15 protein-coding genes are annotated in these 14,510 nt (G+C 64.6%); 9 read left to right on the top strand and 6 right to left on the bottom strand.

What is annotated here, in order from left to right; genetic code table 11:
* Positions 1–16: 16 nt before the first annotated feature.
* The 7 genes from AC2T3R_RS13240 (at position 17) to ku (ending at position 7,257) form a co-directional block, all read left to right on the top strand.
* Positions 17–1,351, top strand: a complete 1,335-nt coding sequence (locus tag AC2T3R_RS13240; RefSeq protein ID WP_486743751.1) for an iron-containing redox enzyme family protein — start codon at positions 17–19, stop codon at positions 1,349–1,351.
* Complete coding sequence (locus AC2T3R_RS13235; RefSeq protein WP_486743750.1) at positions 1,351–2,304, top strand: methyltransferase; 954 nt, start codon at positions 1,351–1,353, stop codon at positions 2,302–2,304. The genes AC2T3R_RS13240 and AC2T3R_RS13235 overlap by 1 nt, the downstream gene beginning before the upstream one ends.
* A 6-nt stretch (positions 2,305–2,310) precedes the next feature.
* Positions 2,311–3,417: a carboxylate-amine ligase gene (locus AC2T3R_RS13230; protein ID WP_486743749.1), complete on the top strand. Its 1,107-nt coding sequence runs from the start codon at positions 2,311–2,313 to the stop codon at positions 3,415–3,417.
* Positions 3,418–3,473: 56 nt separating this feature from the next.
* A complete protein-coding gene (locus tag AC2T3R_RS13225; RefSeq protein ID WP_196181557.1) occupies positions 3,474–4,061 on the top strand; it encodes a 5'-methylthioadenosine/S-adenosylhomocysteine nucleosidase family protein in 588 nt (195 codons plus the stop codon).
* Between the two features lie 466 nt (positions 4,062–4,527).
* The gene (locus AC2T3R_RS13220) at positions 4,528–5,004 is read left to right on the top strand and encodes a hypothetical protein (RefSeq protein WP_486743748.1); all 477 of its coding nucleotides are present in this window, start codon (positions 4,528–4,530) and stop codon (positions 5,002–5,004) included.
* A 451-nt stretch (positions 5,005–5,455) separates the two neighbouring features.
* Positions 5,456–6,361 carry an SDR family oxidoreductase gene (locus AC2T3R_RS13215; protein ID WP_410953535.1) on the top strand — a complete coding sequence of 302 codons (906 nt, stop codon included), beginning with the start codon at positions 5,456–5,458 and terminating at the stop codon, positions 6,359–6,361.
* Between the two features lie 74 nt (positions 6,362–6,435).
* The gene (ku, locus tag AC2T3R_RS13210; RefSeq protein WP_015270347.1) at positions 6,436–7,257 is read left to right on the top strand and encodes a non-homologous end joining protein Ku; all 822 of its coding nucleotides are present in this window, start codon (positions 6,436–6,438) and stop codon (positions 7,255–7,257) included.
* A 187-nt stretch (positions 7,258–7,444) separates the two neighbouring features.
* Here ku and AC2T3R_RS13205 read toward each other — a convergent pair whose 3' ends face one another.
* The 5 genes from AC2T3R_RS13205 to ligD are packed head-to-tail and all read right to left on the bottom strand — an operon-like array spanning position 7,445 to position 13,054.
* Entirely contained in the window at positions 7,445–8,104 is a 660-nt protein-coding gene (locus AC2T3R_RS13205) for a glycosyltransferase family 2 protein (RefSeq protein ID WP_486743747.1), read from the bottom strand.
* Positions 8,101–8,700, bottom strand: coding sequence for a class I SAM-dependent methyltransferase (locus tag AC2T3R_RS13200; RefSeq protein WP_410953538.1), 600 nt, complete (start codon positions 8,698–8,700; stop codon positions 8,101–8,103). Before AC2T3R_RS13200 ends, AC2T3R_RS13205 begins: the two co-directional genes overlap by 4 nt.
* 11 nt (positions 8,701–8,711) lie before the next feature.
* Entirely contained in the window at positions 8,712–9,467 is a 756-nt protein-coding gene (locus AC2T3R_RS13195; RefSeq protein ID WP_410953539.1) for a PIG-L deacetylase family protein, read from the bottom strand.
* Positions 9,464–10,507: an acyl-CoA dehydrogenase gene (locus AC2T3R_RS13190; RefSeq protein ID WP_410953540.1), complete on the bottom strand. Its 1,044-nt coding sequence runs from the start codon at positions 10,505–10,507 to the stop codon at positions 9,464–9,466. Before AC2T3R_RS13190 ends, AC2T3R_RS13195 begins: the two co-directional genes overlap by 4 nt.
* A 54-nt stretch (positions 10,508–10,561) precedes the next feature.
* On the bottom strand, positions 10,562–13,054 hold the full coding sequence (gene ligD / locus AC2T3R_RS13185) for a DNA ligase D (RefSeq protein WP_486743746.1): 2,493 nt from the start codon (positions 13,052–13,054) through the stop codon (positions 10,562–10,564).
* A gap of 128 nt (positions 13,055–13,182) precedes the next feature.
* Between ligD and AC2T3R_RS13180 the strand changes: the two genes are divergently transcribed.
* Positions 13,183–13,647 (top strand): hypothetical protein, encoded by a 465-nt coding sequence (locus tag AC2T3R_RS13180; RefSeq protein WP_038409647.1) that lies wholly within the window; start codon positions 13,183–13,185, stop codon positions 13,645–13,647.
* On the top strand, positions 13,644–13,868 hold the full coding sequence (locus AC2T3R_RS13175; protein ID WP_054573293.1) for a metallothionein: 225 nt from the start codon (positions 13,644–13,646) through the stop codon (positions 13,866–13,868). Before AC2T3R_RS13180 ends, AC2T3R_RS13175 begins: the two co-directional genes overlap by 4 nt.
* Before the next feature lie 193 nt (positions 13,869–14,061).
* Here AC2T3R_RS13175 and AC2T3R_RS13170 read toward each other — a convergent pair whose 3' ends face one another.
* Positions 14,062–14,490, bottom strand: a complete 429-nt coding sequence (locus AC2T3R_RS13170; RefSeq protein WP_054573294.1) for a hypothetical protein — start codon at positions 14,488–14,490, stop codon at positions 14,062–14,064.
* Between the last annotated feature and the right edge of the window lie 20 nt (positions 14,491–14,510).

Here is a 14,510-nt window from a genome sequence, read left to right as displayed (position 1 = left end):
GGACAAGGACTACGGCATGACGGTAATGACCCGCAAGACCGGCGCGGTGATACCGGCTTCGGCAAATGGGCCAAGCCTGAAGGAGCGTTACCACAAGCTGCTCGTGAGCCACGACACCACGAGTACAGCCTGGCTGAGCAAACAATTGGCACGCGCGCAGCGTTTGCCGGATGACCTGCCTGCCGATCCTGCTCAGCTGGAAGCCTGGAGCGCTGGCCATGCAAGCCAGGTGGCCGAAGCCTATGCCAGTTACCTCGAACAACGCCGCCAAGGCGCACCTCGGCGCTACTTTGCCAACCGCGCCCAGGCGTTGTGGTTCCTGCAACAAGTGGCGCCCACCAAGGCAGTGGACGGGGCATGGCTGCACAGCACCTTGCGCCACTGGGGCGATCCGCGCTATCACGGCCTGATTCGCACCTACCTGGAAGAACTGGGTGGCGGTGATCCGCGCTGCAACCATGTGCTGATCTACCAACGGCTGTTGAGCCGGCTGGGTTGCCTGGGCCTGACTGAACTGGACGACCAGCGTTACCTGCAAGGTGCCTTGCAGTTGGCATTGGGGCGCCATGGCGATGATTTTCTTCCCGAGCTGATCGGCTACAACCTGGGCTATGAACAACCACCGTTGCATTTGCTGATTACCACTTACGAACTGGCGGAAGTGGGCATCGATGGCCATTATTTCCAGCTTCATGTGACCATCGACAACGCGGCCAGCGGGCATGCGCATCTGTCCATCCAGGCGCTACGCCAACTCTGCCCGGTCGACGACGCTGGCCAGTTCTACCAGCGGGTGCGCAGCGGGTACCGCTTGAATGACCTGGGGCTTGATACACCCAGCCTGATCAGCAGCTTCGATCTTGAATCCGAGCTGCTGTCGGCATTGGAGCGCAAGCGCAATTTTGGCCAATTCATGCATTCCGACCATTGCCGCTTGCAAAAACGCACCGTCAACCAATGGCTGGCCGAGCCCGGTGCCATGCCCGCGTTTCTGCAAGCGTTGCAGGCACAGGGCTGGATCCGCCGTGGTGAAGCACCCGCCAACAGCCGCTGGTGGGGACTCATCGATGGCCCCTCGGCACCGATGTATGGCGTGTTCACGGCGTATGAAAAACAGCTATGGCACGACTGGATCGCTGCAGGCTTGCAAGCCCGCGGGCGTCGCGTGCTGCCTGGCAGCTGGGAGGTGCAGGTGGAATCGGATGATACGCTCACGACTCCTGCCCCGGACGCCGATATCCAGACGTTGATCGACACGATGTCCGGTAACCGTCATGCGACACCGGAAGGGTTGCTGGCCACCCGGCGCTACTTGCGTGCTACCGGCCTGAATCAGGAGGTAACCCGCTGATGCTGCTCGATCCACAACAAATCCAGGCTGACCAGGCAATGCTGCAATTGGGCAGGCGCCTGCGCGCCGACGGCTACCGCTTCACCTGCGTCACCCCGGCAACCCATGCTCGCGTGAATGCGCGCCCGCAAGCCGGGCAAGCCAGGACAGTGCGCGATGTGTTCGGCTGGAACCGTCCGTTCCGTTCGTCATTGGTTTCTGCCGATGAGCTGGACCAGATGCGGCGGGCTCAGGCGCTCAAGCAGCACGGAGAACTGCTGATCAGCACCGTGCGCTGGTCCACGATCGACGACCTGCTGCTGCTGCACTCTGCTTACCCCACCGAGGAAACCGACGCAGTGTTTCTCGGCCCCGACAGTTACCGTTTCGCCCAAGTGATTCACGATCACCTGCAACGCACCCCCAAGCGCGTCGAGCATGCCGTGGATATCGGGTGCGGCACGGGTGTCGGCGCCTTGCTGATCGCCCGCGCGGCGCCCCATGCCCATGTCAGCGCCGTGGATATCAACCCGCTCGCGCTGCGTTACACCGCGATCAACGCGGCATTGGCGGGCTTGAGCAATGTTTCCGTGGAACCCAGTGACCTGCTCGACGGCATTACCGGGCTGTTCGACCTTATCGTTGCCAACCCGCCGTACATGCTGGATGCCTGCCAACGTACCTATCGGCATGGCGGAGGTTCGCTCGGCGCGCAGCTTTCGCTGCGTATCGTCGAGCAAGCTTGCGAGCGGCTCGGCTCAGGGGGCTCGCTACTGTTGTATACCGGCGTGGCGATAGTCGAAGGCCGTGATGCCTTGCTCGAAGCCATTCGCCTGCGCCTGGCGGGCCCGGAATGGTCCTGGGTGTATCGGGAAATCGACCCGGACGTGTTTGGCGAGCAACTGAACGAACCCGGTTACGAGCAGGTCGAGCGCATCGCCGCGGTGGTGCTCACAGTCACCCGCAACAGCTGAGGCAGCATGGCCCGACCCTGCACGTTCGGCATCGAGGAAGAATACCTGCTGGTGAACCTGGACACGGGGCAGGTGCCAGCCACACCTTCGCCAGCCGTGCTCGGGCGTTGTCGCAAGGCGCTGGGCCAGCATTTTGCCCAGGAAATGTTCCGCAGCCAGATCGAGGTGGCCTCGCCGGTGTTCGCCAACCTGTTCGAGGCACGCGAGTTCTTCCAGCACAGCCGCCAGCGGCTGAACACAGCGCTGGCCGAAGAGGGCATGGGCCTGTACGGCGCGGCAAGCCACCCCAATGCCGCCTGGCTGCGTCAGAAACCTGCAACCCCTGCGCATTACCAGCAACTGTTCGCTGACTACCGGCATGTGGCGCGGCGCAGCCTGCTCAACGGCCTGCATGTTCACGTGGGCGTACCGCCAGGTTGCGACCGCATCCAATTGATCAACCGTGTACTGGGCTGGCTGCCTCTGTTGCTGGTGCTGAGCACGTCATCCCCGCTGTGGGCAGGCCAGTGCACCGGCTACATGAGCTACCGGCGGGTAATTTGCGGGGAGTGGCCGCACATGGGTTTGCCCGAGCCTTTGCCGGACTGGGCAGCCTACGAGCGCTACCGTGCATTGCTGCAACGCACAGGGTCGCTGGCCGCGGATGGCGACTTCTGGTGGGCGATCCGGCCTTCACGGCGCTTCCCGACGGTCGAACTGCGCATCTGCGATGGCTGCCCGCGGCTGGAGGACGCGCTGTGCATCGCCGCGCTATTTCGTCACCTGGTCGAGCACAGCATCGTGTACCGGCACGACTCGTCCGCCTGCAACCGCGAGCAGCGCTGGATCACCCAGGAAAACTACTGGCGCGCCATGCGCCATGGGCGCCAGGGCGAGTTCATTGGCCTGCATGAGCAGCAGCCGGTCACGGCCGCAGGTCGGTTGGCCCAGTTGCAGGAACAGTTGCCGATCGACACTGTAGACGCCGAACGCGCCTTTCTGCGTGCACAACGCCTGCTGCGCGATGGCACCCATGCCGACCAGCAGCTGCAATGCCTGGCCCAGGCCAGCGCTGCAGGCTTGGGCAGGGCGCAGGCATTACGAGCCGTGGTGGCCGCCGGGGCTTGCAATTAGCCGGGGTTGACCGAAAATGGCCGCGCCTTTCGCAGCCACCCGGAACCACCTGCGCCATGATGCTGATCAAGCAATTCCCCGACATTTCCCTGGACGACACGTTGTTTGTCTTCGCCCTCGAAGCCGAGGCCGGCGATGTATTCGCTGACGTCAATACCGTGTTCACCGGCATCGGCAAGGTCAATGCCGCCATCGCCCTGACCAAGGCCATTGCCGCGCGCCGGCCCAGGCTGATCGTCAACCTCGGCTCGGCCGGCAGCCAGCGCCATGGCAAGGGCGAGGTGGTGTGCTGCACCCGCTTCGTGCAGCGCGACATGGATGTGACCCCACTGGGCTTCGCCCGTTACCAGACACCTTTGTCGGACATCCCGGTGGTGCTGGAGCATGGGGCGCAAATCCCCGGCCTGGCCCTGGAAACCTGCGGCAGTGGCGACAGCTTCGAGATCAACCATGGCGATGCACCCTATGACGTGGTCGACATGGAAGCCTACGTGCTGGCGCTGATCGCACGCAGCGAAGGCATCCCGTTCGTGTGCCTGAAATACATTTCCGATGATGCCGGCAGTGACGCGGCGCAGGACTGGGCGGTGCAGGTACACCTGGCGGCTGAGGCTTTCAGGCAGGTGCTGTTCAGCCAGGCCTGATTGGGGCTGCTTTGCAGCCCTTCGCGGCGGTTCGGCGTCCCGACGTGCCCGCTCCCACAGGAACCGCGCATATCCTGAGCATGGCACCAAACCTGTGGGAGCGGCCCCAACAGTCTCACAACGTGCCTTGGCCTGATATTCGGTCCTTTGAACTCAGGCAGACAGTACTAGTCTTAATATGTGGGAATATTTCCCACGCAAAGATGCTGACTGGCTCTGAAGGATCGTGCGTAAACCGAAGCTGCTCGTTGACACTGCAGATCTCTGGCCGCGCCGGTTGGCTGTCCGCTCCATGGGCGGTTGCGAACTCATTGGTCATTGCGTTCGATACGGAGATGACGACGCAACTCCAAGCGGAGGTGCATCATGTTGCTCAAGAAATGTTTGTTGGCATTGGCAATAGGTGGCGTCCTGTCGGCCTCGACCGTCCTGGTGCCCGACTACATCGGTAGTTTCTCCAGCGTGTATGCCAAAGACGGTGGCAGCGGCGGCGGTGGTGGTGGCCACGGCGGCAGCGGCGGTGGCGGTGGCTCTGGAGGTGGCGGCGGTCACGGTGGTGGCAGCGGTGGATCTGGAGGCGGTGGCGGTCACGGTGGTGGCAGCGGTGGCGGAGGCAGTGGTCACGGCGGTGACGGCGGTGACGGCGGTGGCGGTCATGGCGGCCATGGTGGCCATGGTGGCCCGGGGGCCGGCGATGGTGACCATGGTGGCATGGCCGGCAGAGGCCCAGGCGATGCGCATGACAACGACAACGACAACGACAACGATGCGGCAGATGCCGCCAGGGACGCAGCCCGAGACGATGCTGATGCAGCCAGAGACGCTGCAAGGGCTGAAGCAGATGCCGCCCGGGATGCGGCAAAAGCTACTGCAGATGCCGCCAGAGACGCTGCCAGAGCCGAGGCGGATGCAGCCCGCGACGCCGCAAAAGCTGCTGGCGTAGCCGGCGCAGATGAAGCCAGAGACGCTGCCAGGGCCGCGGCAGATGCTGCCCGCGACGCAGCCAGAGACGAAGCTGATGCCGCCAGAGATGCTGCCAGGGCTACGGCAGATGCCGCCAGGGACGAAGCCAAAGTCGCTGCCAATGCAGCCAGAGACGCTGCAAGGGCGGATGTGGACGACGCGCCAGATGCTCCAGACGCGCCAGATGCACCGGATGCGCCGGATGTCGACGCAGCTGAGGTACGGAACTAGTCACTTTGAGTGACGTATCGACCGCTGGTCAGTGTTTGGGCCAGTCGGAAAAAACCATCGATGGCGGTTTACCTCGAAATCGGTAGAACGGCCTTCGCGGGCTTGCCCGCTCCCACAGGACTACCACCAGTTTCAATACCTGTGGGAGCGGGCAAGCCCGCGAATGGGCCAACACCGGTTTCACCAGAGGAGTGGCCCCCATGCCCAGCAAACCGCACGACCAGTTCAGCATGCAGAACCCGCTGACCCAGTACCCGCACCCTCCGTTCCCGGCCCAAGGCCAGCCAGCACCAGGGCTGGACGCCAACATGCAGCCCGAACCAGACCACGGCGAAACCACCTACAAGGGCTTTGGCCGCCTGGCGGGGCGCAAGGCGCTGATCACCGGCGCAGACTCGGGCATCGGCCGGGCAGTGGCCATTGCCTTCGCCCGCGAAGGTGCCGACATTGCACTCAATTACCTGCCCATCGAACAACCCGATGCCCGCGAAGTCATCAAGCTGATCGAAGCCGAAGGCCGCAAGGTGGTGGCCCTTGCCGGTGACCTGAAGGACGAGCAGTTCTGCAAGGAACTGGTCGACCAGGCCCACGAGCAGCTCGGCGGCCTGGACATCCTGGTCAACGTCGCCGGCAAGCAGGAGGCGCGCAAGGACATCAGCCAGATCAGCCACGAGCAGTTCGACCACACCCTGAAAACCAACGTCTACGCGCTGTTCTGGCTGTGCCAGGCGGCCGTGCCGCTGATGCCGGCGGGGGCGACCATCATCAACACCGCCTCGATCCAGTCCTACCAGCCTTCGGCCACCTTGCTCGACTATGCCACCACCAAGGCCGCGATCGTCGCCTTCACCAAGGCCTTGGCCAAGCAGGTGATCGAGCGCGGAATCAGGGTCAATGCCGTGGCCCCGGGGCCCATCTGGACCGTGTTGCAGCCTAGTGGCGGCCAACCGCCGGAGAAAATCCCCGAGTTCGGCGCACAAACGCCGATGAAGCGACCGGGGCAACCCGCCGAGTGTGCGCCGGTGTATGTGTTGCTGGCCAGCCAGGAGTCCAGCTACATCACCGGCGAGGTGTTCGGCGTGACCGGCGGCAACCCGCTGCCGTAGGGCGGGGCGGCTAAACCTTCGCCGCCCGTTGCAGTCGATTCAAGTATTGGCAGGCAACCCTGGGAGCACCTTCAATGGCTAGGGCAATCTGGAAAGGCGCCATCAGTTTCGGTCTCGTGCATATTCCCGTGGCCCTCAATACCGCGGTGCGCACCGAGCGGGTCGATTTCGACTGGCTCGACAAGCGCAGCATGGAGCCGGTCGGCTACAAGCGGGTGAACAAGGTCACTGGCAAGGAAATCGACAAGGACAACATCGTCAAGGGCGTCGAGTTCGAGAAGGGCCGCTATGTGGTGATCAGCGAGGAGGAAATCCGCAAGGCCCGGCCCGAGGCGACCCAGACGATCGATATCTTCTCCTTCGTGGAGGCTGGCGAGATCCCGCTGCAGCACTTCGACACGCCGTATTACCTTACCCCCGACCGCCGTGGCGGCAAGGTATACGCCTTGCTGCGCGAAACCCTGGCGAAGACCGGCAAGGTGGCGCTGGCCACGGTAGTGCTGCACACCCGCCAGCACCTGGCGTTGTTGCGGCCGCTGGATGATGCGCTGGTGATGATAACCTTGCGCTGGCCCGAAGAAGTGCGTGGGCTGGAAACGCTGGAGCTGGACAGCAGCGTCACCGAGGCCAAGGTGGACAAGCGCGAACTGGACATGGCCAAGCGGTTGGTCGAAGACATGAGCGGGCAGTGGAAGCCTGCGGATTACCACGATGCCTTCCGCCAGACCATCATGGACCTGGTGGAAGAAAAGGCCAGCAAGGGCAAGATCGAGACCGTGGAGAAGGGCGAGGCGACGGAAGCAGGGAAAGGCGCGGACATCCTCGACCTCACCGAACTGCTCAAGCGCAGCCTCGGTGGCAAGAAGCCGGCGAAGAAGACACGCAAGGCGTCGTGAACCATGTTTGTCGGCTTGATTGGGGCCGCTTTGCGGCCCTTCGCGGGCATGCCCGCTCCCACAGGTTTGGTGCGAGGCTCAGAAAATGCGCGGTTCCTGTGGGAGCGGGCAAGCCCGCGAAGGGCTGCAAAGCAGCCCCAAAATGCGTACTGACCGGCATCAGGTTTGCCCGCGAACACACGCCTCCTCAAACCTGTGTCTGCAACCCCGCCAGATAATCGCCAAACCCTTCGCGCGCGCGGCTGTCGCGCCGGCTGCTGGTGGCCACGCTGTGCCTGGCTGTCCATACGATCTGCGCACCACTGGCCTGCAGGTCGCTGACCAGTTGCACATCCTCATGCGCCGCCAGTGGCTGGAAGCCGCCCACACGACCATAGGCGTCGGCACAAACCCCCAGATTGGCTCCATGCACATGCCGATGCCCCTCATGTGCCTGGTAACGGCTGTGGTACAGCTTGCGCAAGGCCGCTGTCTGCCAGGGTTGCCAGTACTCGACGTGCACCGTGCCGCACACCACCTCGGCCCTGCAGGCCAGTTGCGACAGCAGCCAGTGCACCGGCACCCGGCTGTCGGCATCGGTGCACGCCAGCCACTGCGCGCCGCGCTCGAGCATGTATGCCGCGCCCACCCGGCGGGCCATACCGACGTTGCCGGCATCCACGGTCAGCACCTGTACACCGAAACGCCTTGCCACGGCGGCACTGCCATCGCTGCAGCGGTCCAGCACCACCAGCACCTCCACCTGGTGCCCCGCCTGCTGCGCCTGCAGGGCGGCAGCCAGTACTGCCCGCAGGCAGCGCCCAAGGCGCCGGGCCTCGTTGTGGGCCGGGATCACCACGGCAATCATGGGCAGGTCTCATCGAGGTCGACCACGCTGGGCTGAGAGGACCAGTACTCCAGCAAGAAGTCCGCCTCGTCATGCTGGAACTGCAGATACAGCGGAAGGTGCCGGGCTAGCATGCGGTGCACTTCACGCCCGTCCTGCGGGCAGCCGGCGATGGGATGCTTCCAGTGGCAGGCCAGCAGCCCGCCGTCGTAAGTCAGGCTGGCCACCGACTGTTCGATCACCTGCAACCAGTCGGTCGGGTCGAGGTAGTAACCCACCTCGCTCAGCACGATCAGGTCGAAACGCCCACCTGGCCAGTCCGCCGGCAGCCGCGCCAGTTCCACCGAGACATTGCGCAGCCCAGCCAAGCGTTCACCGGCCAGCGCTACCGCAGTAGGGGCCAGGTCCTGGCACACCAGGTTGGCACAACGCTCGGCCAGCAAGGCGCTGAGCTCGCCATTGGCGCAAGCGGGCTCGAACACGCGCTGGTAGCACTGGCGCGGCAGGCAGGCCATGACCAGCTCGCGCTTGCGCTTTTCGTACCAGCGGGTGCGAAAGGCCCAAGGGTCTTCACTGGTGGCGTACAGGTCGGCGAAATACTGTGGGTCGAGGCTCATGACAACTCCATTTACAGGAACACCAGTTCGAAAGGTTGCAGCAGACAATCCAGCAAGTTCGGCGGCAGTACGGGCGGGCGCTGGCCGTCCGGTTCGAGTTGGCTGACATGGGCGGCCAGGGCCTTGCGCTTGCGGGCCAGGCTGGCCTCGTCCAGCTGAATGCGGTGGGCACGCGGCCACGGCAGACGCGGGTCGTCCGGTCGTGCCCAGTGCCACGCCCACACGGGTACCTCAAGGCATTGCACCTTGCGCATCCGGGCCGCCTGCGCGGCAGCCCGGCCTACTGCTTCGTGGTCACAGTGGCCATCGCCGCTCCAGGTAGCCATCAGCAGGTCGTCAGGCCTGAGCAACTGGCTCAGGTGGTTGAGTAGAAACGCCTCGTCACGTGGCAACGCGCCGTCCTTGAGGTGGAGCCGCCGCCAGTCCAGGCGGCCGAGGTCGAGGTCAAGCTGTTGCAGGGCATGGCGGCTCTCCAGTGGCCTTTGCCGGCGCAGGCGGTGTTCGCTCCAGTGGGTAGAGCCGGGGTGACTGGCTTCACCATCGGTGGCGGAAATCAGCACCAGGTCGTCTTCCCGGCCGTGGAAGCCCGCCAGCAGCCCACCGGCCATGAGAATCTCGTCATCGGGGTGCGGTGCCAGCAGCACCAGGCGGCGGCCCGGCGGGCACAATTGCTGAGGGGTGATCCAGGTGGCCCTGGCCAGGTGCGCGGCCTGCTGCCAGTCCGCCCACGGTGTACCGCTGTTCGCCCGGATCAGGTTCTCGCTCATAGTTGCCAGACTCCCGCCGGCTGTTTTGCCAACTGCTCCCCGAGCGCCGCCAGGTCGCGCTCGGCATGGCTCTGGCGCAGGAACACGGGCAAGTCGGCACTCAGCCGGGCAAAGTGGTTGTCACGGCAGAAAGGAGTGGCGCCCAGCGCACGGCCAACGTGGTGGATCACCTGTTCAACGGCCTGTTCCACCTGGGCGCGGGTGCGGCGCACTTCGAAGCTGGCGTTTGCGCCTGGCTGGCGGTCGATCCATGCCGCGCATTCGCGCAGTGCCGCCCTGGCGCCGTACAAGGCGGCATCGACCGCGCCCAGGTGAGCATCGGCATGTGGGTCGGGGCGGGGGTTGCGGCAGTGTTCGCGCAGGTAGTCGGCCAATGCCTCGGCGGCGCCGTACCAGCAGGCTGCAATGCCAGCACCGCCATGCCAGAAGCCGGGGCGTGACAGGTATTGCCCGGGGCGGCCGATGGCGATGCCGGGGGTGTGGTCGAATTCGACTTCGACACTGGCGGTGGTGGCCATGCCGATGGCCTGCCAGCGGTCTATGGCAAGGCCCTGGCTGGGATGGGACAGTTCGATGGCCACCAGCTGGGGCTGGCCGTGCTGGTCCCAGGCCGTGACCAGCGCCCGGTCGATCTGCAGTGCGCCCGAACACCAGGCCTTGCGACCCTCCAGGCGGACCTGGTCGCCATCACGGGCGACAATGCAGGCGCGGGCATCCGGCGGTTCGGCGGCCCACACGCCCCATATACCCTCGGCAGCGTGGTGTGCAGCCGCGCATTCGGCAAGGATCGCCAACGCGTCGGTGTGGCCCTCGTACAGCTTGGCCAAGGCCAGGTCACAGCCAGCCACCCGGGCGAGGGTTTGCCAGCGCCGTAGCGTATTGCCCTGGCCAGGCAGGGGCAGCAGGTCGAGGTGGTCGGCTTGCAGTGCCTGAATCAGCTGCGGCAACTGGGTATCGAGGTTGAGCGGTTGCTGCCGCTCGCCGAAGGCTCGCAACAGGCGATCGAGGTTGGTCAGGTCAAAATCCTGGACAATGCTCATGGGCTCGGCTCCTTGGTGAGGCATTGCGGGCGTAGCGCTGAAGGCAAGTCGTCATCAGGCCAGCCCCAGCTGCTTGCGCATGCCCACGGTGATCGATTGCCTGGTCTTGCCATAATCGGCCCAGGGGTCGTCCACATCGGCCAGTCGTTCAAGCACGTTGCCGATGTTCCACTGGTTGGCGCCCTTGAGTTGCGGCAGTTCCTCGCGCCAGATCGGCACGGATACCGGCAGGCCTTCGCGGGCGCGCAGGGTATACGCGCAGGCGGTGGTAGCCCCCTTGCCGTTGCGCAGGTAGTCGATGAAGATGCGCCCGATGCGATTTTTGGGCCCGGACACGGCACTGAGCCTGTCGGGGAACAACCTGGCCAGGTAATCGACGATGCCGTGGCTGAATGCCTTGACCTCATCCCAGCTGGCACGCCGGGTCATGGGCACTACCAGGTGCATGCCTTTGCCGCCACTGGTCTTGAGAAACACCTTCAGGCCCAGTTCATCCAGCAAGGTGAGGGCCAGTTGGGTGGCTTCCAGCATGGCCTTCCACGGCAGCGCCGGGTCCGGGTCAAGGTCGAGGACGAAGCGGTCGGGCTTGTCGAAGTCCTTGTCGGTGGCGTTCCAGGTGTGCAGTTCGAGCATGTTCATCTGCACTGCGCCGATCAAGGTGTCGGCGCGATTGATGACCATCGCCGCCTGGCCGGCCTCGGCCTTGTCATAGCTGAGCACGTTGGGCAGATGCAACTGGCCGGCGTTCTTCTGGAAGAACAGCTCCCCGGCCAGCCCGTCCGGTGCACGTACCAGCGCCACCGGGCGATTCTTGAGCTGGGGCAGTATCCATTGGCTGACTGCGGCGTAGTACTCGGCGACCTCGCGCTTGGTAACGCCGCTGGTGGCGTCGACCACCCGCTCGGGGTGGGTCAGGCGCAGCTCGCCCAAAGCCTCGGGGGCCTTGGCCTGCTTGCGCTTGGGCAGGGTCTTGGCGGGCATGCTGCGCTCCAGGTCGATGGCGGTAGCCGGTTTGTCATCGCGCAGGCCGTGGAACACCGAGTGGCGCACGATGCCGTCACGGGTCATCTGGGCATAAGCGACTTCGGCCAGCAGTTGCGGTTTCAGCCAGTGCACGCCCCGGGCTTCGGCCCCGGTGGGCGGGTTGGGCAGGGCCGGCTTGGCGGTTTCCAATGGTTTGAGCCGGGCATGGATGCTGGCCAGCGTGGTTGCACTGAAGCCGGTGCCGACCTTGCCGGCATAGCGCAACTCGCCGCTGTCGTTGTCGTGCAAGGCCAGCAGCAGGGCACCAAAGCCGCTGCGGCTGCCTTTGGGGTCGGTGTAGCCGACGATCACGAACTCCTGGCGCTGCTTGCACTTGAGCTTGATCCAGTCGGGGCTGCGGCGGCCGCTGTAGGGGCTGTCGACGCGCTTGCCGATCAGGCCTTCGAGTTGCAGCCGGCAGGCGCTGTCGAGCAGGGATTCGACCGGCTGGTCAAAGTCGGCGGAGTACTTGAGTACGTCCGATTCGTTGTGTTCCAGCAAGCGCTGCAAGGTGTCGCGCCGGTCCTGCAGCGGTAATTGGCGCAGGTCCTGGCCGCCCAGGAAGGGCAAGTCGAACAGGTAATAGGTGATGTGCTCGTCATGCTCGGTGTCGAAAGCGTTCTGCAGCGCCTGGAAGTCCGCCGCGCCGTCTTCGCCAGCCACCACCACCTCGCCATCGAGCCAGGCCGAATCGAGGCCCAGCGCACGCAAAGCGGCAACCTGCCTGGGCATCTTGCCGCTCCAGTCATGGCCATTGCGGGTGAACAGGCGCACGTCATCACCGTCGATGCGGGCAAGGATGCGGTAACCGTCGAACTTGACCTCGTAGCGCCAGTCGCCACTGGGCGGGGAGTCGACCAAGGTCGCCAGTTGTGGCTGCAGCTGCGCCGGCAACGGCACCTTCCGGCCTTTGCTGGCGGCTTTGCGACGTGGCGCGGCGGCCTTTTTTGCTGTCGGCTTGCGCGGCACCAGCGTGCGGTCGCTGAGCACGCTGTCGGGCTGGGCGTCGACGATGCTGTAGTCGGCTTCGCTGCGCGCCAGGCCGTCGTGCGACTTGACCAGCATCCACTGCTCCTTCTTGCCGGCCAGGTGGGTGCGGAACAGGTTCCATACACCGCCGAGCTTTTCGCCTTGCAGGCGGAAACGCAGTTTGCCCTTGGCATAGGCCTCATGCGCATCACCTTCGGGCTCCCAGATGCCCCGGTCCCAGACGATCACGTCGCCCGCGCCGTAATGCCCTTCGGGGATATGGCCTTCGAAGTCGGCGTAGTCCAGCGGGTGGTCCTCCACGTGCACGGCCAGGCGGCGCACCTTGGGGTCCAGCGACGGCCCTTTGGGGATGGCCCAGCTTTTCAGCGTGCCATCGAGTTCCAGGCGGAAGTCGTAGTGCAGGTGGCTGGCATCGTGCTTCTGGATGCAGAACTGCAGCGCGTGGGCCCGTTTGCCACGGCTGCGCTTGCCGCTGGGCTCGGGCGTGGCATTGAAGTCGCGCTTGCGCGCATATTCCTGCAGGGGCTTGGCCATGGCGGGCTCCGGGCGGTTCGCAGTCTCTAATCTGGGAGGCAGCGGCCCGGACGGTAGTTCAAAAAAACTCTGAATCTTCAAACATCAAGTGCAGTCGACCGATTGAAGCCACCTGACGGAGAACGCACATGGCCCGAACAGATAAACCGAAGCCCTATACCCCCACTGAAATCGACGACACCGAAGACCGCATGGGCAGCGTGCATGAACTGGACTTCGACGAGCGCCTGGACGAGCGCGAGGGGCGTGCGGGTGACGAGCGACCGGCCGCGGACGTGGCCCGCGAGTTCCCGCCCCGGCGCGTGGCCGAAAGCGGCATGACTGGCGGCGAGGCGTTGAGCGACAGCCTGCACGAGGACAACGTCACCTACGACGACCTGAGCCCGGACACCTTGCTGGACGAGACCGGCGCCCGTGACCCGCACGAACCCGGTGGCAGCGGTGGCCCTGCAGACAAGACCCTTAGGCGGGTAGAGGCCAATGAGATTGGCGGCGGCATAGGCCTGGACGAAGCCGAACTGGCCCGCTCCGCACCGCTTGATGGCGAACCGTGGACCGATGATGTGATCGATGACGAGGAGAGCAAGCCATGAACGAGTTGCGTTGTGCCTGTGCAGATTGTTCCTGCACCGTGGATGCCAATGCCTTGCAGCTCGAAGGCAAGGTGTATTGCTGCGAGGCCTGTGCCAGCGGGCATCGCAATGGCGAGCCGTGCCGGATGCCGGATTGCCACTGCGGGGGAAAAACCAAGGAAAGCGCCGTGGACAATGCGCTGGACGAGACCTTCCCGGCGAGTGACCCGATTTCACCCTGAAACATCGCCGTCTCATAGGTTCTGCATAGGTCTATGGGGCTGTGATGATCCTGTAGGAGCGGCCTTGCGTCGCGAAAGGGCCGCAAAGCGGCCCCGGCAATTTTCCGTGCGAAGCTGAAATCCTGGGGCCCCGCTGCGGCCCTTTCGCGACACAAGGCCGCTCCTACACAAAGCAGCGCGCAGGCCCGCAGAATCAGTGAGTCTGCCAGATGCCGTTGCTACGCTCGCAATCGGTGCGGGCCTGGCCCAGGCTGGGGGTGTCGTAGTAGTAGGTGATCACCCGCGCATCCTTGGGCAACGCCGGCTTGTCACCGCCAGTTGCCTTGGGGTTGGCCAATGCCTCCTGGGTCAATGGCGCGATGCAACTGCCAACGCTGCCATCGGCACAACGCGCGACCTTGTGCTTTTCGCTGTTGAGCATGTCCTTGCTCTCATTGCTGCACGACCAGTTGATCGCTTCGGCGGGCAGGTTGCTGTAGCTGTAGCAGCTGTGTCGCTCCACCGGCGTTACCGCCTCGCTGGAGGAACGGGTGAGCACGTTGCAGGCTTCGGCCAGGGCCTGGCCGCTGAGCAGGCTGGCCATCATCAGTATCAACATCGGCTTCAAGACAGCGCCACGCATTTGCCACCTCCCGGGCCAAT

The sequence above is a fragment of the Pseudomonas sp. PVC-5-1 genome (assembly GCF_057444345.1).
The sequence above is the reverse complement of the archived record's forward strand: the minus strand, read 5'-3'. Positions and strand labels throughout refer to the sequence as shown.

What these genes read in the sequence shown, in the direction of transcription:
- AC2T3R_RS13180 (WP_038409647.1), top strand. Translation starts at nt 13,183, where the DNA reads ATGGCCCGAACAGATAAACCGAAGCCCTATACCCCCACTGAAATCGAC.
- AC2T3R_RS13190 (WP_410953540.1), bottom strand. Translation starts at nt 10,507, where the DNA reads ATGAGCATTGTCCAGGATTTTGACCTGACCAACCTCGATCGCCTGTTG.
- AC2T3R_RS13195 (WP_410953539.1), bottom strand. Translation starts at nt 9,467, where the DNA reads ATGAGCGAGAACCTGATCCGGGCGAACAGCGGTACACCGTGGGCGGAC.
- ligD (WP_486743746.1), bottom strand. Translation starts at nt 13,054, where the DNA reads ATGGCCAAGCCCCTGCAGGAATATGCGCGCAAGCGCGACTTCAATGCC.
- AC2T3R_RS13205 (WP_486743747.1), bottom strand. Translation starts at nt 8,104, where the DNA reads ATGATTGCCGTGGTGATCCCGGCCCACAACGAGGCCCGGCGCCTTGGG.
- AC2T3R_RS13215 (WP_410953535.1), top strand. Translation starts at nt 5,456, where the DNA reads ATGCCCAGCAAACCGCACGACCAGTTCAGCATGCAGAACCCGCTGACC.
- AC2T3R_RS13220 (WP_486743748.1), top strand. Translation starts at nt 4,528, where the DNA reads ATGCCAAAGACGGTGGCAGCGGCGGCGGTGGTGGTGGCCACGGCGGCA.
- ku (WP_015270347.1), top strand. Translation starts at nt 6,436, where the DNA reads ATGGCTAGGGCAATCTGGAAAGGCGCCATCAGTTTCGGTCTCGTGCAT.
- AC2T3R_RS13170 (WP_054573294.1), bottom strand. Translation starts at nt 14,490, where the DNA reads ATGCGTGGCGCTGTCTTGAAGCCGATGTTGATACTGATGATGGCCAGC.
- AC2T3R_RS13235 (WP_486743750.1), top strand. Translation starts at nt 1,351, where the DNA reads ATGCTGCTCGATCCACAACAAATCCAGGCTGACCAGGCAATGCTGCAA.
- AC2T3R_RS13230 (WP_486743749.1), top strand. Translation starts at nt 2,311, where the DNA reads ATGGCCCGACCCTGCACGTTCGGCATCGAGGAAGAATACCTGCTGGTG.
- AC2T3R_RS13200 (WP_410953538.1), bottom strand. Translation starts at nt 8,700, where the DNA reads ATGAGCCTCGACCCACAGTATTTCGCCGACCTGTACGCCACCAGTGAA.
- AC2T3R_RS13225 (WP_196181557.1), top strand. Translation starts at nt 3,474, where the DNA reads ATGATGCTGATCAAGCAATTCCCCGACATTTCCCTGGACGACACGTTG.
- AC2T3R_RS13175 (WP_054573293.1), top strand. Translation starts at nt 13,644, where the DNA reads ATGAACGAGTTGCGTTGTGCCTGTGCAGATTGTTCCTGCACCGTGGAT.
- AC2T3R_RS13240 (WP_486743751.1), top strand. Translation starts at nt 17, where the DNA reads ATGACGGTAATGACCCGCAAGACCGGCGCGGTGATACCGGCTTCGGCA.